Raw genomic sequence first — 16,091 nt, forward strand, 5'->3', positions numbered from 1 at the left:
AAAATCATGAAATGGTAACAAATCAAATCATAAGTAATCTAGAAAAAGGAACAGTACCTTGGAAAAAGCCTTTTGCAAGTGGGCAAGCAGTAAACTGGAATACACAAAAGCCATATAGAGGTATTAATACGATGCTCTTGGATGGTGGGGAATATCTAACATTTAAGCAAATCAAAGATGCTGGTGGTAAGGTTAAAAAAGGCGAAAAAAGCCAAATAATTGTATTTTGGAAGTGGTTAGAGATAGAGGAAAAAGAAACAGAAGAAGAAAAGAATATACCATTTTTAAAGTATTATAGAGTTTTCGAAGTTGGTTCTCAGGTGAAGGAATTGAGCCAAAAAGAGAATATGAAACATATATACACTACCCAATAGAAGAAGCTAAAAAAATCAAAGATAATTATATAAATGCACCTTCTTACAGATCGATAACAGGGGAAGCATGGTATAAACCGTTTAAATATTGGTTAGAGTGGCAGGTGTTTATTCTTCGGATTGCAAAAGGAAAAATAACCAAAATAAAAAAGCAGGCGTCTGCCTGCTCTCCACTGGTTGTATTCTTACTCAAATTGAATGATAACTACATAAAAAAAGAATAGCTCTTTTTCGTAGCTATTCATCTAATAGTAAGTATCCCTTATCAATTATCCAATTTTTGTAGGATATTGTATATATTTAAATTATTACTATGCCCGATTAAATTACCAAAACCGAACTGTTTATTAGCTCTCTCTTTAAATTCCTCTATCCAGTTTCTCTTTCCGTTTTCGTTAGCTTCTGTTACAAACATACTAAACTCAGAAGAAGCACCACCGAATCTTTGTTTCAAATCATTTGTAGCTCGCTCATAATCAAAAGTCATTAAAGCAACTTCTTTTCCGGAGATTTCTCCTGCTTCATATAATGAATTGGCAATGTCCACAATATCATCAAAGGTGGCATTTTTTACATCATATTTATTAGATAGGTCTTCCCATACTTTTGATGCATTATTTTTATCTACATGATTTTCTTGTACAACTTCCTGTGGTTTTGTTTTTTCTTCCATTACTAAATCTCTTGAATGTTTATTCACATTAGTCCATTGGGGTGGCATAGATGATACTGAGCCTACATTCATACTATTTCACTCTCTTCATAATATTGATTACTTAATATTCATTCTATCATTCATAGTATTCCAAGGAGCATTAGAAGAAGTATTTTGATAAGTAAACAACCCTTCTTCATATCCACTAGCATCCCACCATAAATAATATCCATCAACGATATTATCTCCATTCAAATCAATGTTTTCTCTTTGGATAAAAGATAGTCTTTCCCCTTCCATTCTTGCGAATCTAACAGTTCCATATCCAATTTCTTCAGTGACGATATAAAGTTCTTCTCCACCATGATCTTCAACTGATGTTAACTGATTAGTAGTGAAGTATTCATATTGCGAATAGTTAGTAGACCATGCAGCATATACTTCAAGAGATGTTAATGGAGACGCAGCTTGAAATGGTGTAATACTCTTATAAAGGTCTTTCTGTCCTTCACTTTCATCAATAAATTGTGCATTAGGATATTCTGTGTGAAGTGAATCTAACACCTGTTCTTTGAAACTATCAATGTCTAACTGAAGCTCATCATCAATAGATGATGCAGAGACTGTTCCAGCGAATACAGAAACAGATAATATTAACCCTGTTACCATTATTAAAATCTTTTTCAAACATACTCCTCCTAATTATAACAGTAAAACCAATATTTACCATTACAATAATTGTATCGACATAATTATTGATTTATTTAGAAAAAATAAGCATTTTTATATTGGATAAATTAATACACAAGGATCATAATAAGGACAAATATTTGAGAGGTGTGCAAAAAATTGACTATCATTATATGTGATAACATCAAGCATAATACGCCCACCTTGTGGAACGTATATACTGTTTGTAGTATGTGATATATCACCACGATTAATAGTCACTGCTTGGCAACGAACATAAGACTCCGAACAATTAGAACGACTTGCTGCATCTGTTCCTAGAGGATTAATTAATAAAAAAAGCATAAAACCAAAAGACAATAATAAAGTAAAACGTAAATACTTCTTAAATAATTCCTCCTTTAAATTTCCTACTAACCAAAAAGCACGGGTCTAAAATCCGGCGAGTAAAATTAACTTTACCGTGGATTTTAGATCCGTGCTTGTTCTGTAGAAACTACTGATAATCATTTAGTATCCTAGATTATGCTGAAACACATTTATAGAAGGTGCTCCTTTATCAAGATAAGTCTTTAAATTAGGGATAAAAATATCCTGTATCACTCGATTCGTGTAGTATTCTGTGGCCCCAGCTGAATGCGGTGTAATAATTACATTATCCATCTCCCATAATGGACTATCCGATTGAAGCGGTTCTGATTCAAAAACGTCAAGCCCTGCTCCTGCTATTTCTTTTTGCTGTAATGCAGTAATTAATGCTTTTTCATCGACGATTGGTCCTCTTCCTATATTCACAAAGAATGCACTGTCCTTCATTTGATTAAATTGTTCTTTGCCAAACATATGACGAGTTTCGTTTGTCAAAGGTAAGGTCACTACCACAAAGTCACTCTGTTCTAAAACATGTTTCAAATCATCTGGTGTATACATCTCGTCTACATAATCAACATTTTTTCCAGAATGACGTACACCTAATACTTTCATATTAAAAGCTTGCGCAATTTTAGCCGTTTCTTTGCCAATTTTCCCTACTCCAATAATACTAATGGTTTTTCCATGGATTTCTCCATTTAAATTAGCATGATGCCATTTTTTCTCTTGTTGTTGTTTAATATACGTATGTATTAACCTTGTAAAGCCTAACATGTACGCAAATATCGTTTCAGAAATCGGAAAAGCATGAACTCCGTTTGCACTTGTTAAATATATATCATTCTTTTTTAAATGATCAAGATCAATATAATCGACACCTGCACTCCAAGATTGAACCCATTTCAAATTGTTACTCTTTACATATTTATCTGCTTGTGATTCACGCCAATGTACAAGTATCTCTGCCTTATTTAATTTCTCCTCTGCTATATCTTTCCCAATATAAATATCCCATCCTGGAACCACTTCTTGAATTGCTTGTAGATTTTGTTCATCTAAATTTAAATTAATTGCGATCGATCTCTTTGTCATAGTTCCTCCTGTCTAGAAGTTCAGTATACTTAGGACTTCTATTATAAATAAGTTTTCGAAAAGTCTAATTATTATTTATCTTATCAACCTTCTTGTTAAATCGCAACGAACTGCGCATTCTTTGTTTTTTTGCCAGACTAGTAATACAATGTCATGGAAAGGAGTAATGAAATGAACACTGATTCGTTACCACAACCAATACAACAACTAGTTAAAAATAATCAATACAAACATGAACACTTTCAAGATTTGATCAGAAGCGGTGGATATATGCCTCCTAATGAGGAGCTAATTATTGATGCGATTACTGCTCTAAGCATGGGGAAAAATATTCTTTTAAAAGGCCCCACTGGAGCTGGAAAGACAAAGTTTGCTGAAACACTTTCTTCGCTTTTTAAACAACCGATGTTTAGTGTTAATTGTTCGGTTGATTTAGATGCGGAGAGCTTGATGGGATTTAAGACGTTAAGTTATGAAAATGGTAAACAAACAATTGATTTTGTGCCTGGCCCTGTAACTAATTCAATGAAACACGGTACATTTTTATATATCGATGAAATAAATATGGCTAAACCAGAAACATTACCATTAATTAATGGTGTCCTAGATTATCGTCGTACGATTACTAACCCATTTACCAATGAAATGATCACTGCACAAGAGGGGTTTGGTGTAATCGCAGCAATTAATGAAGGATATATAGGAACTGTTCCATTAAATGAAGCATTAAAAAACCGTTTTATTGTTATCGATGTTCCTTATATTCAAGGAGACCAATTAAAACAACTTATATCTAATAGCACAAAGTTAGAAGATGAGACGCTCATTAATCTGTTTGTTACTTTATCAAAAGATTTAATAACTGCTGTGGAACAAGGTAAGCTATCAGAAGATGCCGCATCTATTAGAGCTCTGCTAGATGCATGTGATCTTACTACCATCATTCCTCCTAAACGTGCGATTCTTCGTTCCATAGTGGATAAACTAGATGAAGATCGTGAAAAAGCTTTTGTTCAAAATCTTGCAGATACTCTATTTGATTAAGGAGAATATGAAATGTACCGATTTCATGAATCCAAGGTAGACACGCATTTATTTATGCAATTACAAGATCTAACCACTGTATTATCTGGTAATTCTAAGTTACAATTCGAAAACAGCTATGGTTCGTTTGCGGATATTGCAGACAATAAAATTACTGCTAGTCGTTTTTGGGATAAATTAGATATAGAAACGAAAACTGCGGGTACGAAATCAGATGTACTTCTTCGTACACTTGGGACAATGATGGAAACCCATATTCCAACAATGCAAACCTTTAAAGAAGATGTAACCGAGTTAATGATACCTAAATTTGCCAATCAACTAGTAACCCTATTAGAAGATATACGATTGGAAGAAATTATTCGAAAAAACCGCCCAGGAACAAAACAGTGGTTTGAAAAACGTCATCAATTCTTTCAACGTTATTTTCAAACTCAATTACAATCAAACGTAACGAGAAGCTATGCTACTGATGAACTTTTTTGTATGATTTACCTTTCTATACATGCTGATGGACCTGACCCCTCATTTCCTAGAGTTCCTCAAGCGCAATTAGAAATGCTAGAAAAATTAAAACCTTATCTCTATCGCGTGTTTGAAGCAAAGACAACAATAGATAATACCAACTTATGCTTGTCTATTGTTCGTTTAATTCAAGCAGCTGACTATAAAGATAGCATTCATGAATACTTTGTCTTTCCTATTGGACATATAGAAATTTATGAAAAGAACACTTTATTTGATGAGTTGACACGAACAGATGATGTAGTAAATGATGAGGAACAATGGCTAGACGAAGATGATGAGAATGAATACTTTGATGAGACTTTTTCTACATGGCATCGTGAAAACAAAAATGAGGACAGAAAGCAAAATTTCCTTCAATTTGAATTAGAGCAAGGCACGAAAACCAATATGATGGGTGGAGGAGCTCGTGAGACAGAAGATGCTGATCAAGCCATGGCTTCTGTTCAAGGTTCATCTGTTGAAAGTAAACAACAGGATTACTCAGATAAAGAAACCTTATCTAAACAAGAAGAACAACAATCTGGTAGTAGCGGTTCTGAACTTGGAAAAGAAAATGAAGATGCAGTTATGTTTATCGAAAAAGCAGAACAACCTTCACTCGATCACCAAGAAAAATATGACCAATACGTATTTGAGATTGATCCATATAAACGAAAACTAGCAAAAACAATTCAATTAACATTAGAACACAAACGTAATTTTCCACGTACCGAGCTTTTATTTGGCCGACTATCTAAGAAGTTATTGCCAATCATTGTAGATGATTCTCCTCGGGTATTTTATAAAAAAGAACAAGAATCAAAAGAGTTTGATGCAGTATTCACTTTACTAATTGATTGTTCTGCTTCAATGGTAAATAAAATGGAAGAAACGAAACGTGGAGTTGTTCTTTTCCATGAAGTGTTAAAAGAATTACAAATCCCGCATGAAATTATCGGTTTTTGGGAAGATGCCAATGAAGTAAAAGAGAAGTATCAACCAAACTATTTACAATATATACATGAATTAAATGATTCATTATATGAAAACAATGGTGCAAAAATTATGCAACTGGAACCACAAGAAGATAATCGTGATGGTTTTAGTATTCGTTATATAACAAAACAATTAATGAAGCGTAATGAGAAAAATAAATTCTTACTTGTATTTTCAGACGGTGAACCTGCCGCAAGTGGATATGATCAAAATGGAATTCTTGATACCCATCAAGCAGTTACTGAAGCAAGAAAGCATCATATCGATGTAATTGGTATGTTTTTAGCCAATGGAGAAATACAGGAGAAAAACGACACCACAATGAAAAACATTTACGGAAAAGAACGAATCATGATTCCGCATGTTGAGGAACTTCCAGAACATTTTACTCCTCTTCTCAAAAGATTACTTTTAAAAGCAATGTAATAAAAGGAAATGGAAATTACACATAAGAGGCTGGGACAATAAACGAAATGTAATTTCTTAAATTATTGCCCCAGCCCTATTTTTTTCTATTCCCTTTTTATTGAACTTCCATATGCAGGTCTCCTGTTTCTGCCCATCCTCTTGCTTTTAATGATTGATAAACCGTAACTGATATTACTGCTGGAAGAACGACACCAACAACGATATACATCAACAACACTCCAAACCCTTGATTTGCTAGTATATTAAGCGGTGCAATAAATGAATTTAAACCTAATCCAGCGAGCTCATATGGCACTTGAAAATCAAATACTAAAATAGCAATAGGAGCACAAATAATCGATGATAAAAACGGTCCTGCAACTAGACGCGGATTTTTAACAATATTCGGAACCTGAACTTTCGGTGTTAGGAAAGATTGAGCAATGTTTGCACCTAAATTATTTTGTCTTAATGACATCGCTGTGAATCCTGCAAATTGCGCCGTACATCCAATTAACGCAGCAGCGCTAGATACTGGATCAAGTTGTAAAGCTATTGCTAAGGCAGCTGAAGACGCAGGTGACATTAAGAAAATACTCCATATAAGTGCAATAACTACAGATGTCACAAGCGGTGATCCTACTGTTGAATTGGCAATAATACGACTAATCTCCTCTAATAATGGTGTAGTAACTGCGGCTAATCCAACCCCTGCAATCCCACCTACAAAAATAGCAGAAAAAGGAATCGACATCATATCTAGTTTTGTTTTTCCAGCAACTCTCTTTCCTATCCAAATCGCTACAGCAGCAGCTAAGACAGCGCTGATAGGTTGTCCAGTTGTTAACACCCAGGCACCATCAGATGTCATCGCAAGCGCATTTGCTCCTACTGTACTCGCAGCCATAGCACTAAATATAATTAGCGTATTCCCACCTAACTGATAGGCTATTCCTGCACCAATTGCCGGTGCTAACATTAATTGTGCAGCATTTCCAATCGTAATAAATCCTTCCCAACCAGTAAATGTACCAAATGTTTCAATTAGAAGGCCTATACCTAACGTTACTAATACTGCATTTGCTAAACCTTGTGAACCCTTATACATTCGATCGATTATATATTTCTTTGTTGACTGCTTCATCCATAGACCCTCCTAATTCCATATGTTCTACCCCTGTTGATATGAAAAAAAGCCCTTCTACATGGGCTTCAATAAGACCATAAGAATAAGATATTGACATAATAATTCCAATATGTAGCATCTTATTTTATAGTCATATAATTAAAATTCCTATTTGGTTTACAGCTATTTTACACATCATAGTTATGCTCCTTTCATGTTGTAAATTGTTACTATAGTAAACCCATTTTGAATTAGAGTCAATAGTTATTTTTTTCAGAATAAAGCCGTTAATTTGAAAGCGGTTAACCGAATACGTATTTCTCCGTGGATGAAATTGATTGATTTTGAATGTTTATGATTGTTTAGTGATTGTAACAATGATATTATTAAATTTGAGGTGATGATGTGCTAACCGATGAAAGACATAGACAAATTTTAAAAAAACTAAATGAAAGCGGTGTAGTTAAATCCATTGATCTTATAAGTGATCTAAATTGTTCAGAATCTACAATAAGAAGAGATTTAGCACAATTGGAAGAAGATGGACTGCTAACTCGGATACATGGCGGAGCAAAAAAACACTATTCATTTGATAAAGAACCAACTTATCAAGAAAAAACGATCAAAAACGTTCAACATAAAACTTCTATTGGAAAATTTGCAGCATCCTTAATTGAAGAAAATGATGTCATTTATTTAGATGCAGGAACGACTACTTTAGAAATGATTCCCTATTTACCAGATACATCTTTAACGGTTGTTACGAATGGAATTGTTCATGCATCCATGCTCACGAATAAGCAAATCCACTCCTACTTAGTTGGGGGAAAGTTGAAGCACTCCACAAACGCAATGGTTGGAGCAAGTAGTCAACGTCAATTACAAGAATACCAATTCACAAAAGCATTTCTAGGTGTTAATGGCGTTGATTTGCGATATGGATGTACTACTGCGGACCCTGAAGAAGCAGCCATGAAAAGTTTAGCATTACAACAAGCATCAACCACATATATGCTCGCTGATGAGAGTAAATGGAACAACGTTAACTTTGCAAAAATCTGTGAAATTAACGATGTTACCTTTATTACAGAAAAACTCACATCCGAACATGAACCTTTCCAACCTTATACTAACATTTTGGAGGCAACGTAATGATTTACACGATAACACTTAATCCATCCATTGACTTCATTGTACCAGTGGATCAATTAAAACTCGGAAAGTTAAACTACATGAACGATGAGTATAAAGTTCCTGGTGGAAAGGGAATTAATGTATCTCGCATCTTACAAGAACTTTCGACCTCCTCCACTGCATTAGGATTCATCGGTGGTTTTACCGGAAATTTCATCATTGATTTTCTCGAAAAAAGAAATCTTAAAACTAATTTTATATCAGTAGATGAAGATACGAGAATCAATATTAAATTGAAGTCAAGAGAGGAGACAGAAATTAATGGTCGAGGACCTTCCATCTCTAAGGATGAGGCCAATCAACTTCTTTCACAGTTAGAAAAAATAACTGCCAACGATTTTGTAGTTATGTCTGGAAGTAAGCCACCCTCTTTACCAACTGATTTCTATGAAAAAGCTATCCAAAAAGTAAAAGCAACTGGTGCTCAGTTCGCCATTGATACAACTGGAGATGCATTAATGCAGTCACTTGCTTATCATCCGTTAGTCATTAAGCCAAATAATCATGAGCTTGAGGATCTTTTTGGAGTATCTATATCAACCGATGAGGACGTCATAAATTACGGAAAGAAACTTCTAGAAAAAGGAGCTCAACACGTCATTATATCAATGGGTGCAGATGGAGCTATTTTGATAACGAACGATGGAGTTTTAAAAGGTATTTCTCCAAGAGGTACTTTACGTAATTCCGTTGGAGCAGGAGATTCCATGATTGCTGGTTTCCTCAGTACTTATCTAAAAAGTGAGAACGTACTTGAAGCATTCAAAATGAGTATTGCTGCTGGAAGTGCTACTGCTTTTTCTTATGATCTAGCAACCAAAAATAAAATTGATGGCTTACTCTCAGAAATTGAAGTAAAGTCACTATAAAATGGAAAGGGTGTTACAAATGGCTGTAACTGATTTATTACGTAAAGATATTATGATTATGGATTTGAAATCGACGGATAAGCAATCCGTTATCGAAGAAATGATCGATAAACTTCACAAATATAAAGTTATAAACAATGTAGATACGTTTAAAAAAGCAATTCTTAACCGTGAAGCACAATCTTCCACTGGGCTCGGTGATGGAATCGCTATGCCACATGCTAAAACTGATTCAGTGAATGAACCGGCTGTATTGTTTGCCAAAAGTCGCCAGGGAATAGATTACGACTCATTAGATGGACAACCAGCTCACTTATTCTTTATGATTGCTGTTCCTGATGGAAATAATGATACACATTTACAAACACTTGCTTCTTTATCCAAACTTTTAATGGAACCAACGTTTGTTGAGAAATTAAACGCTGCTTCTACTCCAGAAGAGGTACAGCAACTCTTTTTAAGCGAAGCTGAGGAAGATACTCCTAAAAAGGAGGTACAAAAAAACACTCTTCAAAATGATTCGTATGACCGACCATTTGTTGTAGCAGTAACTGCTTGTCCAACAGGTATCGCTCATACGTTTATGGCCGAAGATGCACTAAAAAAACACGCCAAAGAAATGAATATTGATATTAAAGTGGAAACGAACGGTTCAGATGGGGCCAAGAATAAATTATCTTCCGATGATATTCAGCGTGCTGATGCAGTTATTGTTGCGGCTAGTAAAAAAGTGGAAATGGAACGATTTAATGGCAAGCATGTTATTGAACGTCCAGTAAGTGACGGTATAAAGAACACTGAAGAACTATTAACCAAAGCAATTAATCAAGATGCACCAGTGTATCAGGGATCATCTACAACAAGTAAAAGTGAAAATGAAGAAAAACAATCTAGTTCTGTATGGGGAAAAATATACAAAGATCTAATGAATGGAATTTCTCATATGCTACCATTTGTTATTGGTGGCGGAATTATCATGGCCATCTCTTTCTTATTCGAAAGTGTGCTGGGTTCAGAAAGTGAAATATTTAGTTTCCTAAATGATCTTGGAGGTAGTGCTTTTAATTTCCTTATACCGATTTTAGCAGGTTATATTGCAATGAGTATTGCTGACCGACCTGGTCTAATGCCTGGTATGGTAGCAGGACTGTTGGCTTTTAATAGTGACGCTGGATTTATCGGTGGATTAGTTGGTGGTTTCCTTGCAGGTTATATCGTTGTTGGATTGAAATATGTATTTAAAGGGCTTCCTAGATCCCTTGATGGATTAAAACCGATTCTTCTGTATCCAGTATTTGGCTTATTCTTCACAGGATTACTTATGTACTTTATTATCGGACCTATTTTCTCCGGACTAAATGGCATAATGGTAGAATTCTTACAAGGATTAGGAACTGGAAATGCAGTAATACTTGGCGCACTACTTGGTGGTATGATGGCTATCGATATGGGTGGTCCATTTAACAAAGCTGCATACACATTTTCTATCGGTATATTTACAAGTACTGGTGATGGTAGTCTTATGGCCGCAGTAATGGCTGGTGGTATGGTACCACCTCTAGCAATCGCTGTAGCTACTACGCTGTTCAAAAATAAATTTGATGAAGCAGAACGTAAATCAGGTGTTACGAACTATGTCATGGGACTTTCCTTTATTACAGAAGGTGCAATTCCATTTGCAGCTGCAGATCCATTACGCGTCATTGGTTCCTCTGTACTAGGTGCTGCAATCGCAGGTGGACTTACGCAGTTATGGAATAGTTCCATTCCAGCACCACACGGCGGGGTTTTCGTCATACCATTGGCAGAAGGGCCTCTATTCTTCCTACTATCCTTGTTTATCGGTACAATCATTACAGCAATAATTTTAGGACTTTGGAGAAAACCTGTTACGAAATAAGAAGTTGTTTTAAGGGCATACTTATTCATTAATGTATGCCTATTTTTACATCTTTTTTTAAAGTAAATTCATTTATCTTACCTTTCTTCTTGCCCCCTCTTCATTCTGGGCACATATTCTTCATTTATCTTACCTTTCTTCTTGCTCCTTCTTCATTCTGGGCACATATTCTTCATTTATCTTACCTTTCTTCTTGCTCTTTCTTCAGTCTAGTCACATATTCTTCATTTATCTTCCACTTTCCTTGCCCTTCCTTATTCTCGGGAATATAAACTTAACCAAAATAAAAAGGCAAGTATGTTTTACTATACTTACCTCTCAGTTCATTTATTATTTTCTTTTATAGTTCTTATGATTAACAACTGTCTTAATAGGTTCACCTGTGGATGGATGATTCCCAATATTTACAATTACTGAGTTCTCTCTCACAATTAAGACCTTGCCTTTGTTGCCTTTTTGTTCTCCTCGGATAATGTCAATTGTTTCTCCAACTTCTGCCATATCCTCTTTTTGCACTGGTTGAGTGTTTTCTTGTTCCATGTTTGGGCCTCCTTCAAACATTTATTTCATATTAGGAAAATTTATTCCTTACTTCGATAGAGATTTACGTATAACTTCCTCTTGAATCCCCTCCAATAGTATCATAAGTTTACTGGGATTTTCATCATTTTTCAAGAAAATGAACAGAATACTTGTAAGTCATTCTATTTTATATAATTATGATTAATATAGGAGGTCTAAAACATGTCACAAACATTGAAATTTGAATCCTCATGGGATAAAGCTTTACCAGAACAAGATCGATTGATGATTAAGCAAGTTTTTGGGCAAATAAATCATGAGACTGCTGAACAAACAACGACTTTCACACCGCTTTGGCAAGCCCAGAATTACAAAGGTGAACTTCTCGTAACAGTAGTTATTAATAATTATAGTGAAGACGAGTTAACATTTGATCAAGCACCAATTAACTATATAGAGGACGGTCAAGTACTCGCAACACATTTCTTTACACTTAAAACAGTAATTATACCTCCTAAAACGAGTATGCCTTGGGCTTTCATTTATCCAGTAGAAAATATCAGTCCGCAAGCAACATTGAATAATGGTGTTCTCAGTTGGGCATAACAGACTGTTTTCTAAGACCTCATAATAACACCTGGACCGATTAGTCTAGGTGTTATGACATATTTATTTTCAAGTTAAAGTATTTTATATAAATTATCTTAATTTTATGATATATTATATTATGATTACAACTTTATAATTTCCTAGTAATTCGCTTTAAAAGGGTTGAAAATATTCTTATAACAACATAAAATTATTCAAGTCAATGGAATACTTATACAACTTTATTTATATTTACGACATATTGAAAAGACCAATTACTCAAATCAAAGATAGGAGCTGATCATAATGAGTATGGCACCTACTACAAATGGACAGGCTTACCATTTCAATTCTTCAACATTATCTCAAATTACGAATCTAGCTATATATGTTAAAACCCCAGTTGAATTATTTCATATGACAGAGGAAGAACTAACAAAAGCTGACTTTTTAATTGTAACTATTAAGGATCATAAAGATAGTGAACTACTAATAAAAGATTATAATCCACTTCCTGCATCTGTTGCAATTGTCATTTCGGATATAGATATGGCTCATGTAACAAGATTATTCGAAATGGAATTTGATGGATATTTTTACCATTCTATGTTGGAAAAAGATATCGTATCTGGTATTGAGTTTATTAAGAGTGGGTATACCTATGTATATCCTGAACTTGCAAAACTACTTCATGAAGAATATGTTCGTATCGCTAATACATTACAGGCACGACCAGAGGGATTACTTACGGACCGAGAATGGGATATATTAATTGAAATCGCAAAAGGTAATAACAATGATCAGATTGCTTTAAATCTAGAAATATCAGATAAAACGGTTAAAAATCACGTTACTACGATCCTTCGTAAACTGGATGTAAACGACCGTACTAATGCTATGCTGTTAGCATTTCGAAAAGGATGGATATAGATTTTTAAGAATGTTCAGAGCTGTATAAGCTCTGAACATTCTTTTTTAAAGTGATGCTCTAATTACTTTTTTATAATAAGAGATAGATAATATTCCGAACATGGAATAAAGGAGCGTATAAATAAATATAACAACTATCATTGGTGTCCATAGTTCTGTCCCGAAGTAAAACCAACCAGATTTAACAGCAAAATAACTATGACTAATACCAAGAACTAATGGTATTCCGAAATTAAATAATTGTTTTATCCGTATACCACCTTGTAAGTCATTTTGCGTAAATCCTATTTTCCGTAGAATGGTATAGTTTCTTTTTTCATCTTCTGATTCATCCATTTGTTTAATATAAAGGATACATCCCGAAGTGATTAGGAACGTAAGTCCTAAAAATCCTACGATAAACATAATCATTCCCATTGTGTATTTTTGAGATTGAATTGATTGCAGATATGATCCATAATCTGGACCACCTTCACCATAAATCGAATGATAAAGTTCATTCGCTTCTTCTAATTCACTTTCATTTTCAACATCAATTCCTGCATACTCCTTATAACCTGAAATACCTTTATTCTCTACATCTGTTATTAACTGTTCATACACAGAGGAATCAACAACAGCTAACGGAAACCCTCCATTACTATATGAAAACGGAACAATACTTTCTTCTTTTCCCCCTAGATAATCTAATGTAATGCTTTCAGTTTCAGTAAAGAGCGTAAATTCTCCTTCCTCATCCAATTGCATAAATTCCTCCAAAACACCTTGTACATTCATAAAAATGGACTCTTCTCGATTTAAATCAATATCAGTAATATATTTATCACTGAGCACAATCATTGTGGTATCGTCCGTTCTAAAAAAGTTATCATCTGTTGGTCCATTTATAATGTTACTTAAATCTGCACCAACTTCATATAATTCCATTTCTGTAGTTTTATAGTCAATATCATTATCTTCTAGGGCACTATAAAAATCACCTGCTTCCTCAAAGCTAGGGATAGAAAAATGATTAGGATTTGTGTTCTCCGCTTGTTTTTCTATAGAATAATAAGATATATAAGCTAAAGATAAAAATCCGATTGCTAAAGCTGAAATTGTTGTTATTATCGTTAATAAGAGAGAGTTTGAACGCATCCGAAACATAATCGACGATAGTGAAAGTACTTTATTAATAGTTAGATATCCATTATTTTTCTTTCTTATTAAATAAAAAATAAAGCTTACTGATCCTTTGTAGAATAGATACGTGCCAATAATTACGGATGCTAATATAACGAGCATCACAGCGAATAAACTATTTATTGTCACAAAATCTCCATCAAATAATTTAGAAGACATATAATATCCAAACAAAATAGCAACAATACCTACTATTCCAATGAATAATTGCCATTTAGATATCTTCTTACTTTTTAATTCAGAAGAGGATTGGAGCTGGAATAAGTTTATTAACCGTTGTCTGTGAATAAAAAGAGCACTTACTACCATAATAACGATGTAAATCCCCATGAAAACTAGAAGCGTCTGTATTACTGCCTGGCTAGAATAATTTAATTCAGCCACTTCATTTAAGCTCATTAACCGAATTAAAATCATCATCATAAGTCTTGAAGAAATAAATCCAATGAAAATACCTGTAATCAAAGCTATGGTATACATAATTATATTTTCAATACTAATAACCTGAAAGATTTTTCCTTTTGTAAAACCTACTAATTGAAGTAATCCAATTTCTCTACTACGTCGCTTAATAAATAAATTATTTGCATAAATTAAGAATACACCTACAATAACTATTAACATTATAGATGCTGCCCTTATAGCTGCAGCCCCTTTAATAGAACCTTCTACTTCATTCATCGCTGGATCGTATTGCAATGTAACAAATGAAAAATATAATGCGATACAAAAGGTCAGAGCAAATAAATATAAATAATAATTTTTGGCGCTCTTTTTTAAATTTGTAAAAATTAGCCTTCTAATAGTCATGATGTATGCCACCTAACACGCCTTGAGTTTTTATAATGTCATCAAAAAAAGATTTACGTTTCTCATCACCTTTATTTAACTGAGAGTATATTCTTCCATCTTTTATAAAAATAACCCGACTACAAAAACTAGCTGCTAATGGATCATGTGTCACCATTACAATCGTAGATGCTCTTTTTTCATTTAAATCCACTAATCGATTAAGTAAATTTGAAGCTGCTTTCGAATCTAATGCTCCTGTTGGTTCGTCAGCAAATATCATACTAGGATTGTGAATAAATGCTCGAGCAGCAGAGGTACGCTGTTTTTGTCCTCCTGAAATTTCATTTGGGTACTTATCCCGTATATCAAAAATTTCTAATTCCTGTGCTACCTGTTGAAATCTTATTTGGGCATCTTTTTCAGATATTTTTTGTACAGTTAATGGTAATAAGATATTTTCTTTTACCGTTAATGTATCCAGTAGATTATATTCTTGAAAAATGAATCCCAAATGCTGCTTTCTAAATTCTGCAACTTGCTTATCTTTCATACTCGTAAATTCTTTTCCTTCAATTTGAATTTTTCCTTGACTCACTTTATCGATAGAAGATAACACATTAAGTAAAGTGGTTTTTCCAGATCCTGATGCTCCCATTATTCCTACAAACTCTCTCTTATCTACTGTTAAGTCAATTCCTTTTAATACCTCTTGACGATTAAATTTATTTCCATAACTCTTATAAATTTGTTGAGCTTGCAATATACTCATTATTTATTACTCCTTTTTAATTCTAATTTCTAGTATGGACCTATTTTATCGTATATACATAACGATTTTCCTTCTATTCTC

15 protein-coding genes are annotated in these 16,091 nt (G+C 33.9%); 8 read left to right on the top strand and 7 right to left on the bottom strand.

All coding sequences use genetic code 11. The features are described from left to right. Window positions 1-11: 11 nt before the first annotated feature. A complete protein-coding gene (locus ABC346_RS18430; protein WP_413236235.1) occupies window positions 12-374 on the top strand; it encodes an ArdC-like ssDNA-binding domain-containing protein in 363 nt (120 codons plus the stop codon). A 265-nt stretch (window positions 375-639) separates the two neighbouring features. Here the strand turns inward: ABC346_RS18430 and ABC346_RS18435 are convergent, their stop codons facing one another. From ABC346_RS18435 to ABC346_RS18445, 3 genes are all read right to left on the bottom strand, one after another. Further along, on the bottom strand, window positions 640-1,047 hold the full coding sequence (locus tag ABC346_RS18435; RefSeq protein ID WP_413236236.1) for a hypothetical protein: 408 nt from the start codon (window positions 1,045-1,047) through the stop codon (window positions 640-642). A gap of 99 nt (window positions 1,048-1,146) precedes the next feature. Further along, complete coding sequence (locus tag ABC346_RS18440; protein WP_413236237.1) at window positions 1,147-1,716, bottom strand: DUF4879 domain-containing protein; 570 nt, start codon at window positions 1,714-1,716, stop codon at window positions 1,147-1,149. Window positions 1,717-2,229: 513 nt separating this feature from the next. Further along, entirely contained in the window at window positions 2,230-3,183 is a 954-nt protein-coding gene (locus tag ABC346_RS18445) for a D-2-hydroxyacid dehydrogenase (RefSeq protein ID WP_413236238.1), read from the bottom strand. 171 nt (window positions 3,184-3,354) lie between these two features. On the opposite strand from ABC346_RS18445, the gene ABC346_RS18450 reads away from it, so the two are divergent. Next, window positions 3,355-4,227, top strand: coding sequence for an ATP-binding protein (locus ABC346_RS18450; protein WP_413236239.1), 873 nt, complete (start codon window positions 3,355-3,357; stop codon window positions 4,225-4,227). Window positions 4,228-4,239: 12 nt separating this feature from the next. After that, a complete protein-coding gene (locus ABC346_RS18455) occupies window positions 4,240-6,156 on the top strand; it encodes a vWA domain-containing protein (RefSeq protein WP_413236240.1) in 1,917 nt (638 codons plus the stop codon). Between the two features lie 97 nt (window positions 6,157-6,253). On the opposite strand, the gene ABC346_RS18460 is transcribed toward ABC346_RS18455, so the two are convergent. Next, window positions 6,254-7,282 (bottom strand): PTS sugar transporter subunit IIC, encoded by a 1,029-nt coding sequence (locus ABC346_RS18460; RefSeq protein ID WP_413236241.1) that lies wholly within the window; start codon window positions 7,280-7,282, stop codon window positions 6,254-6,256. Between the two features lie 387 nt (window positions 7,283-7,669). Between ABC346_RS18460 and ABC346_RS18465 the strand changes: the two genes are divergently transcribed. From ABC346_RS18465 to ABC346_RS18475, 3 genes are read left to right on the top strand one after another with little or no spacing between them, the layout of a single operon-like run. Beyond that, window positions 7,670-8,416, top strand: coding sequence for a DeoR/GlpR family DNA-binding transcription regulator (locus ABC346_RS18465; RefSeq protein WP_413236242.1), 747 nt, complete (start codon window positions 7,670-7,672; stop codon window positions 8,414-8,416). Then, complete coding sequence (pfkB, locus tag ABC346_RS18470; RefSeq protein ID WP_413236243.1) at window positions 8,416-9,327, top strand: 1-phosphofructokinase; 912 nt, start codon at window positions 8,416-8,418, stop codon at window positions 9,325-9,327. The genes ABC346_RS18465 and pfkB overlap by 1 nt, the downstream gene beginning before the upstream one ends. A 19-nt stretch (window positions 9,328-9,346) precedes the next feature. Further along, window positions 9,347-11,227: a PTS fructose transporter subunit IIABC gene (locus ABC346_RS18475; protein WP_413236244.1), complete on the top strand. Its 1,881-nt coding sequence runs from the start codon at window positions 9,347-9,349 to the stop codon at window positions 11,225-11,227. A gap of 330 nt (window positions 11,228-11,557) precedes the next feature. On the opposite strand, the gene ABC346_RS18480 is transcribed toward ABC346_RS18475, so the two are convergent. After that, entirely contained in the window at window positions 11,558-11,767 is a 210-nt protein-coding gene (locus ABC346_RS18480) for a DUF2187 family protein (protein ID WP_413236245.1), read from the bottom strand. Between the two features lie 204 nt (window positions 11,768-11,971). Between ABC346_RS18480 and ABC346_RS18485 the strand changes: the two genes are divergently transcribed. Then, on the top strand, window positions 11,972-12,355 hold the full coding sequence (locus ABC346_RS18485) for an SLAP domain-containing protein (protein ID WP_413236246.1): 384 nt from the start codon (window positions 11,972-11,974) through the stop codon (window positions 12,353-12,355). A gap of 288 nt (window positions 12,356-12,643) precedes the next feature. Further along, entirely contained in the window at window positions 12,644-13,267 is a 624-nt protein-coding gene (locus ABC346_RS18490; protein ID WP_413236247.1) for a LuxR C-terminal-related transcriptional regulator, read from the top strand. Between the two features lie 45 nt (window positions 13,268-13,312). On the opposite strand, the gene ABC346_RS18495 is transcribed toward ABC346_RS18490, so the two are convergent. Together ABC346_RS18495 and ABC346_RS18500 are read right to left on the bottom strand one after the other, a co-directional pair. Beyond that, window positions 13,313-15,259, bottom strand: a complete 1,947-nt coding sequence (locus ABC346_RS18495; RefSeq protein ID WP_413236248.1) for an FtsX-like permease family protein — start codon at window positions 15,257-15,259, stop codon at window positions 13,313-13,315. Next, window positions 15,249-16,010, bottom strand: coding sequence for an ABC transporter ATP-binding protein (locus ABC346_RS18500; protein ID WP_413236249.1), 762 nt, complete (start codon window positions 16,008-16,010; stop codon window positions 15,249-15,251). The genes ABC346_RS18495 and ABC346_RS18500 overlap by 11 nt, the downstream gene beginning before the upstream one ends. Between the last annotated feature and the right edge of the window lie 81 nt (window positions 16,011-16,091).

The organism is Oceanobacillus phoenicis (assembly GCF_047238145.1).
GTDB lineage: Bacteria > Bacillota > Bacilli > Bacillales > Amphibacillaceae > Oceanobacillus.

What these genes read in the sequence shown, in the direction of transcription:
- ABC346_RS18430 (WP_413236235.1), top strand. Translation starts at nt 12, where the DNA reads ATGGTAACAAATCAAATCATAAGTAATCTAGAAAAAGGAACAGTACCT.
- ABC346_RS18435 (WP_413236236.1), bottom strand. Translation starts at nt 1,047, where the DNA reads ATGGAAGAAAAAACAAAACCACAGGAAGTTGTACAAGAAAATCATGTA.
- ABC346_RS18445 (WP_413236238.1), bottom strand. Translation starts at nt 3,183, where the DNA reads ATGACAAAGAGATCGATCGCAATTAATTTAAATTTAGATGAACAAAAT.
- ABC346_RS18450 (WP_413236239.1), top strand. Translation starts at nt 3,355, where the DNA reads ATGAACACTGATTCGTTACCACAACCAATACAACAACTAGTTAAAAAT.
- ABC346_RS18455 (WP_413236240.1), top strand. Translation starts at nt 4,240, where the DNA reads ATGTACCGATTTCATGAATCCAAGGTAGACACGCATTTATTTATGCAA.
- ABC346_RS18460 (WP_413236241.1), bottom strand. Translation starts at nt 7,282, where the DNA reads ATGAAGCAGTCAACAAAGAAATATATAATCGATCGAATGTATAAGGGT.
- pfkB (WP_413236243.1), top strand. Translation starts at nt 8,416, where the DNA reads ATGATTTACACGATAACACTTAATCCATCCATTGACTTCATTGTACCA.
- ABC346_RS18475 (WP_413236244.1), top strand. Translation starts at nt 9,347, where the DNA reads ATGGCTGTAACTGATTTATTACGTAAAGATATTATGATTATGGATTTG.
- ABC346_RS18480 (WP_413236245.1), bottom strand. Translation starts at nt 11,767, where the DNA reads ATGGAACAAGAAAACACTCAACCAGTGCAAAAAGAGGATATGGCAGAA.
- ABC346_RS18485 (WP_413236246.1), top strand. Translation starts at nt 11,972, where the DNA reads ATGTCACAAACATTGAAATTTGAATCCTCATGGGATAAAGCTTTACCA.
- ABC346_RS18490 (WP_413236247.1), top strand. Translation starts at nt 12,644, where the DNA reads ATGAGTATGGCACCTACTACAAATGGACAGGCTTACCATTTCAATTCT.
- ABC346_RS18495 (WP_413236248.1), bottom strand. Translation starts at nt 15,259, where the DNA reads ATGACTATTAGAAGGCTAATTTTTACAAATTTAAAAAAGAGCGCCAAA.
- ABC346_RS18500 (WP_413236249.1), bottom strand. Translation starts at nt 16,010, where the DNA reads ATGAGTATATTGCAAGCTCAACAAATTTATAAGAGTTATGGAAATAAA.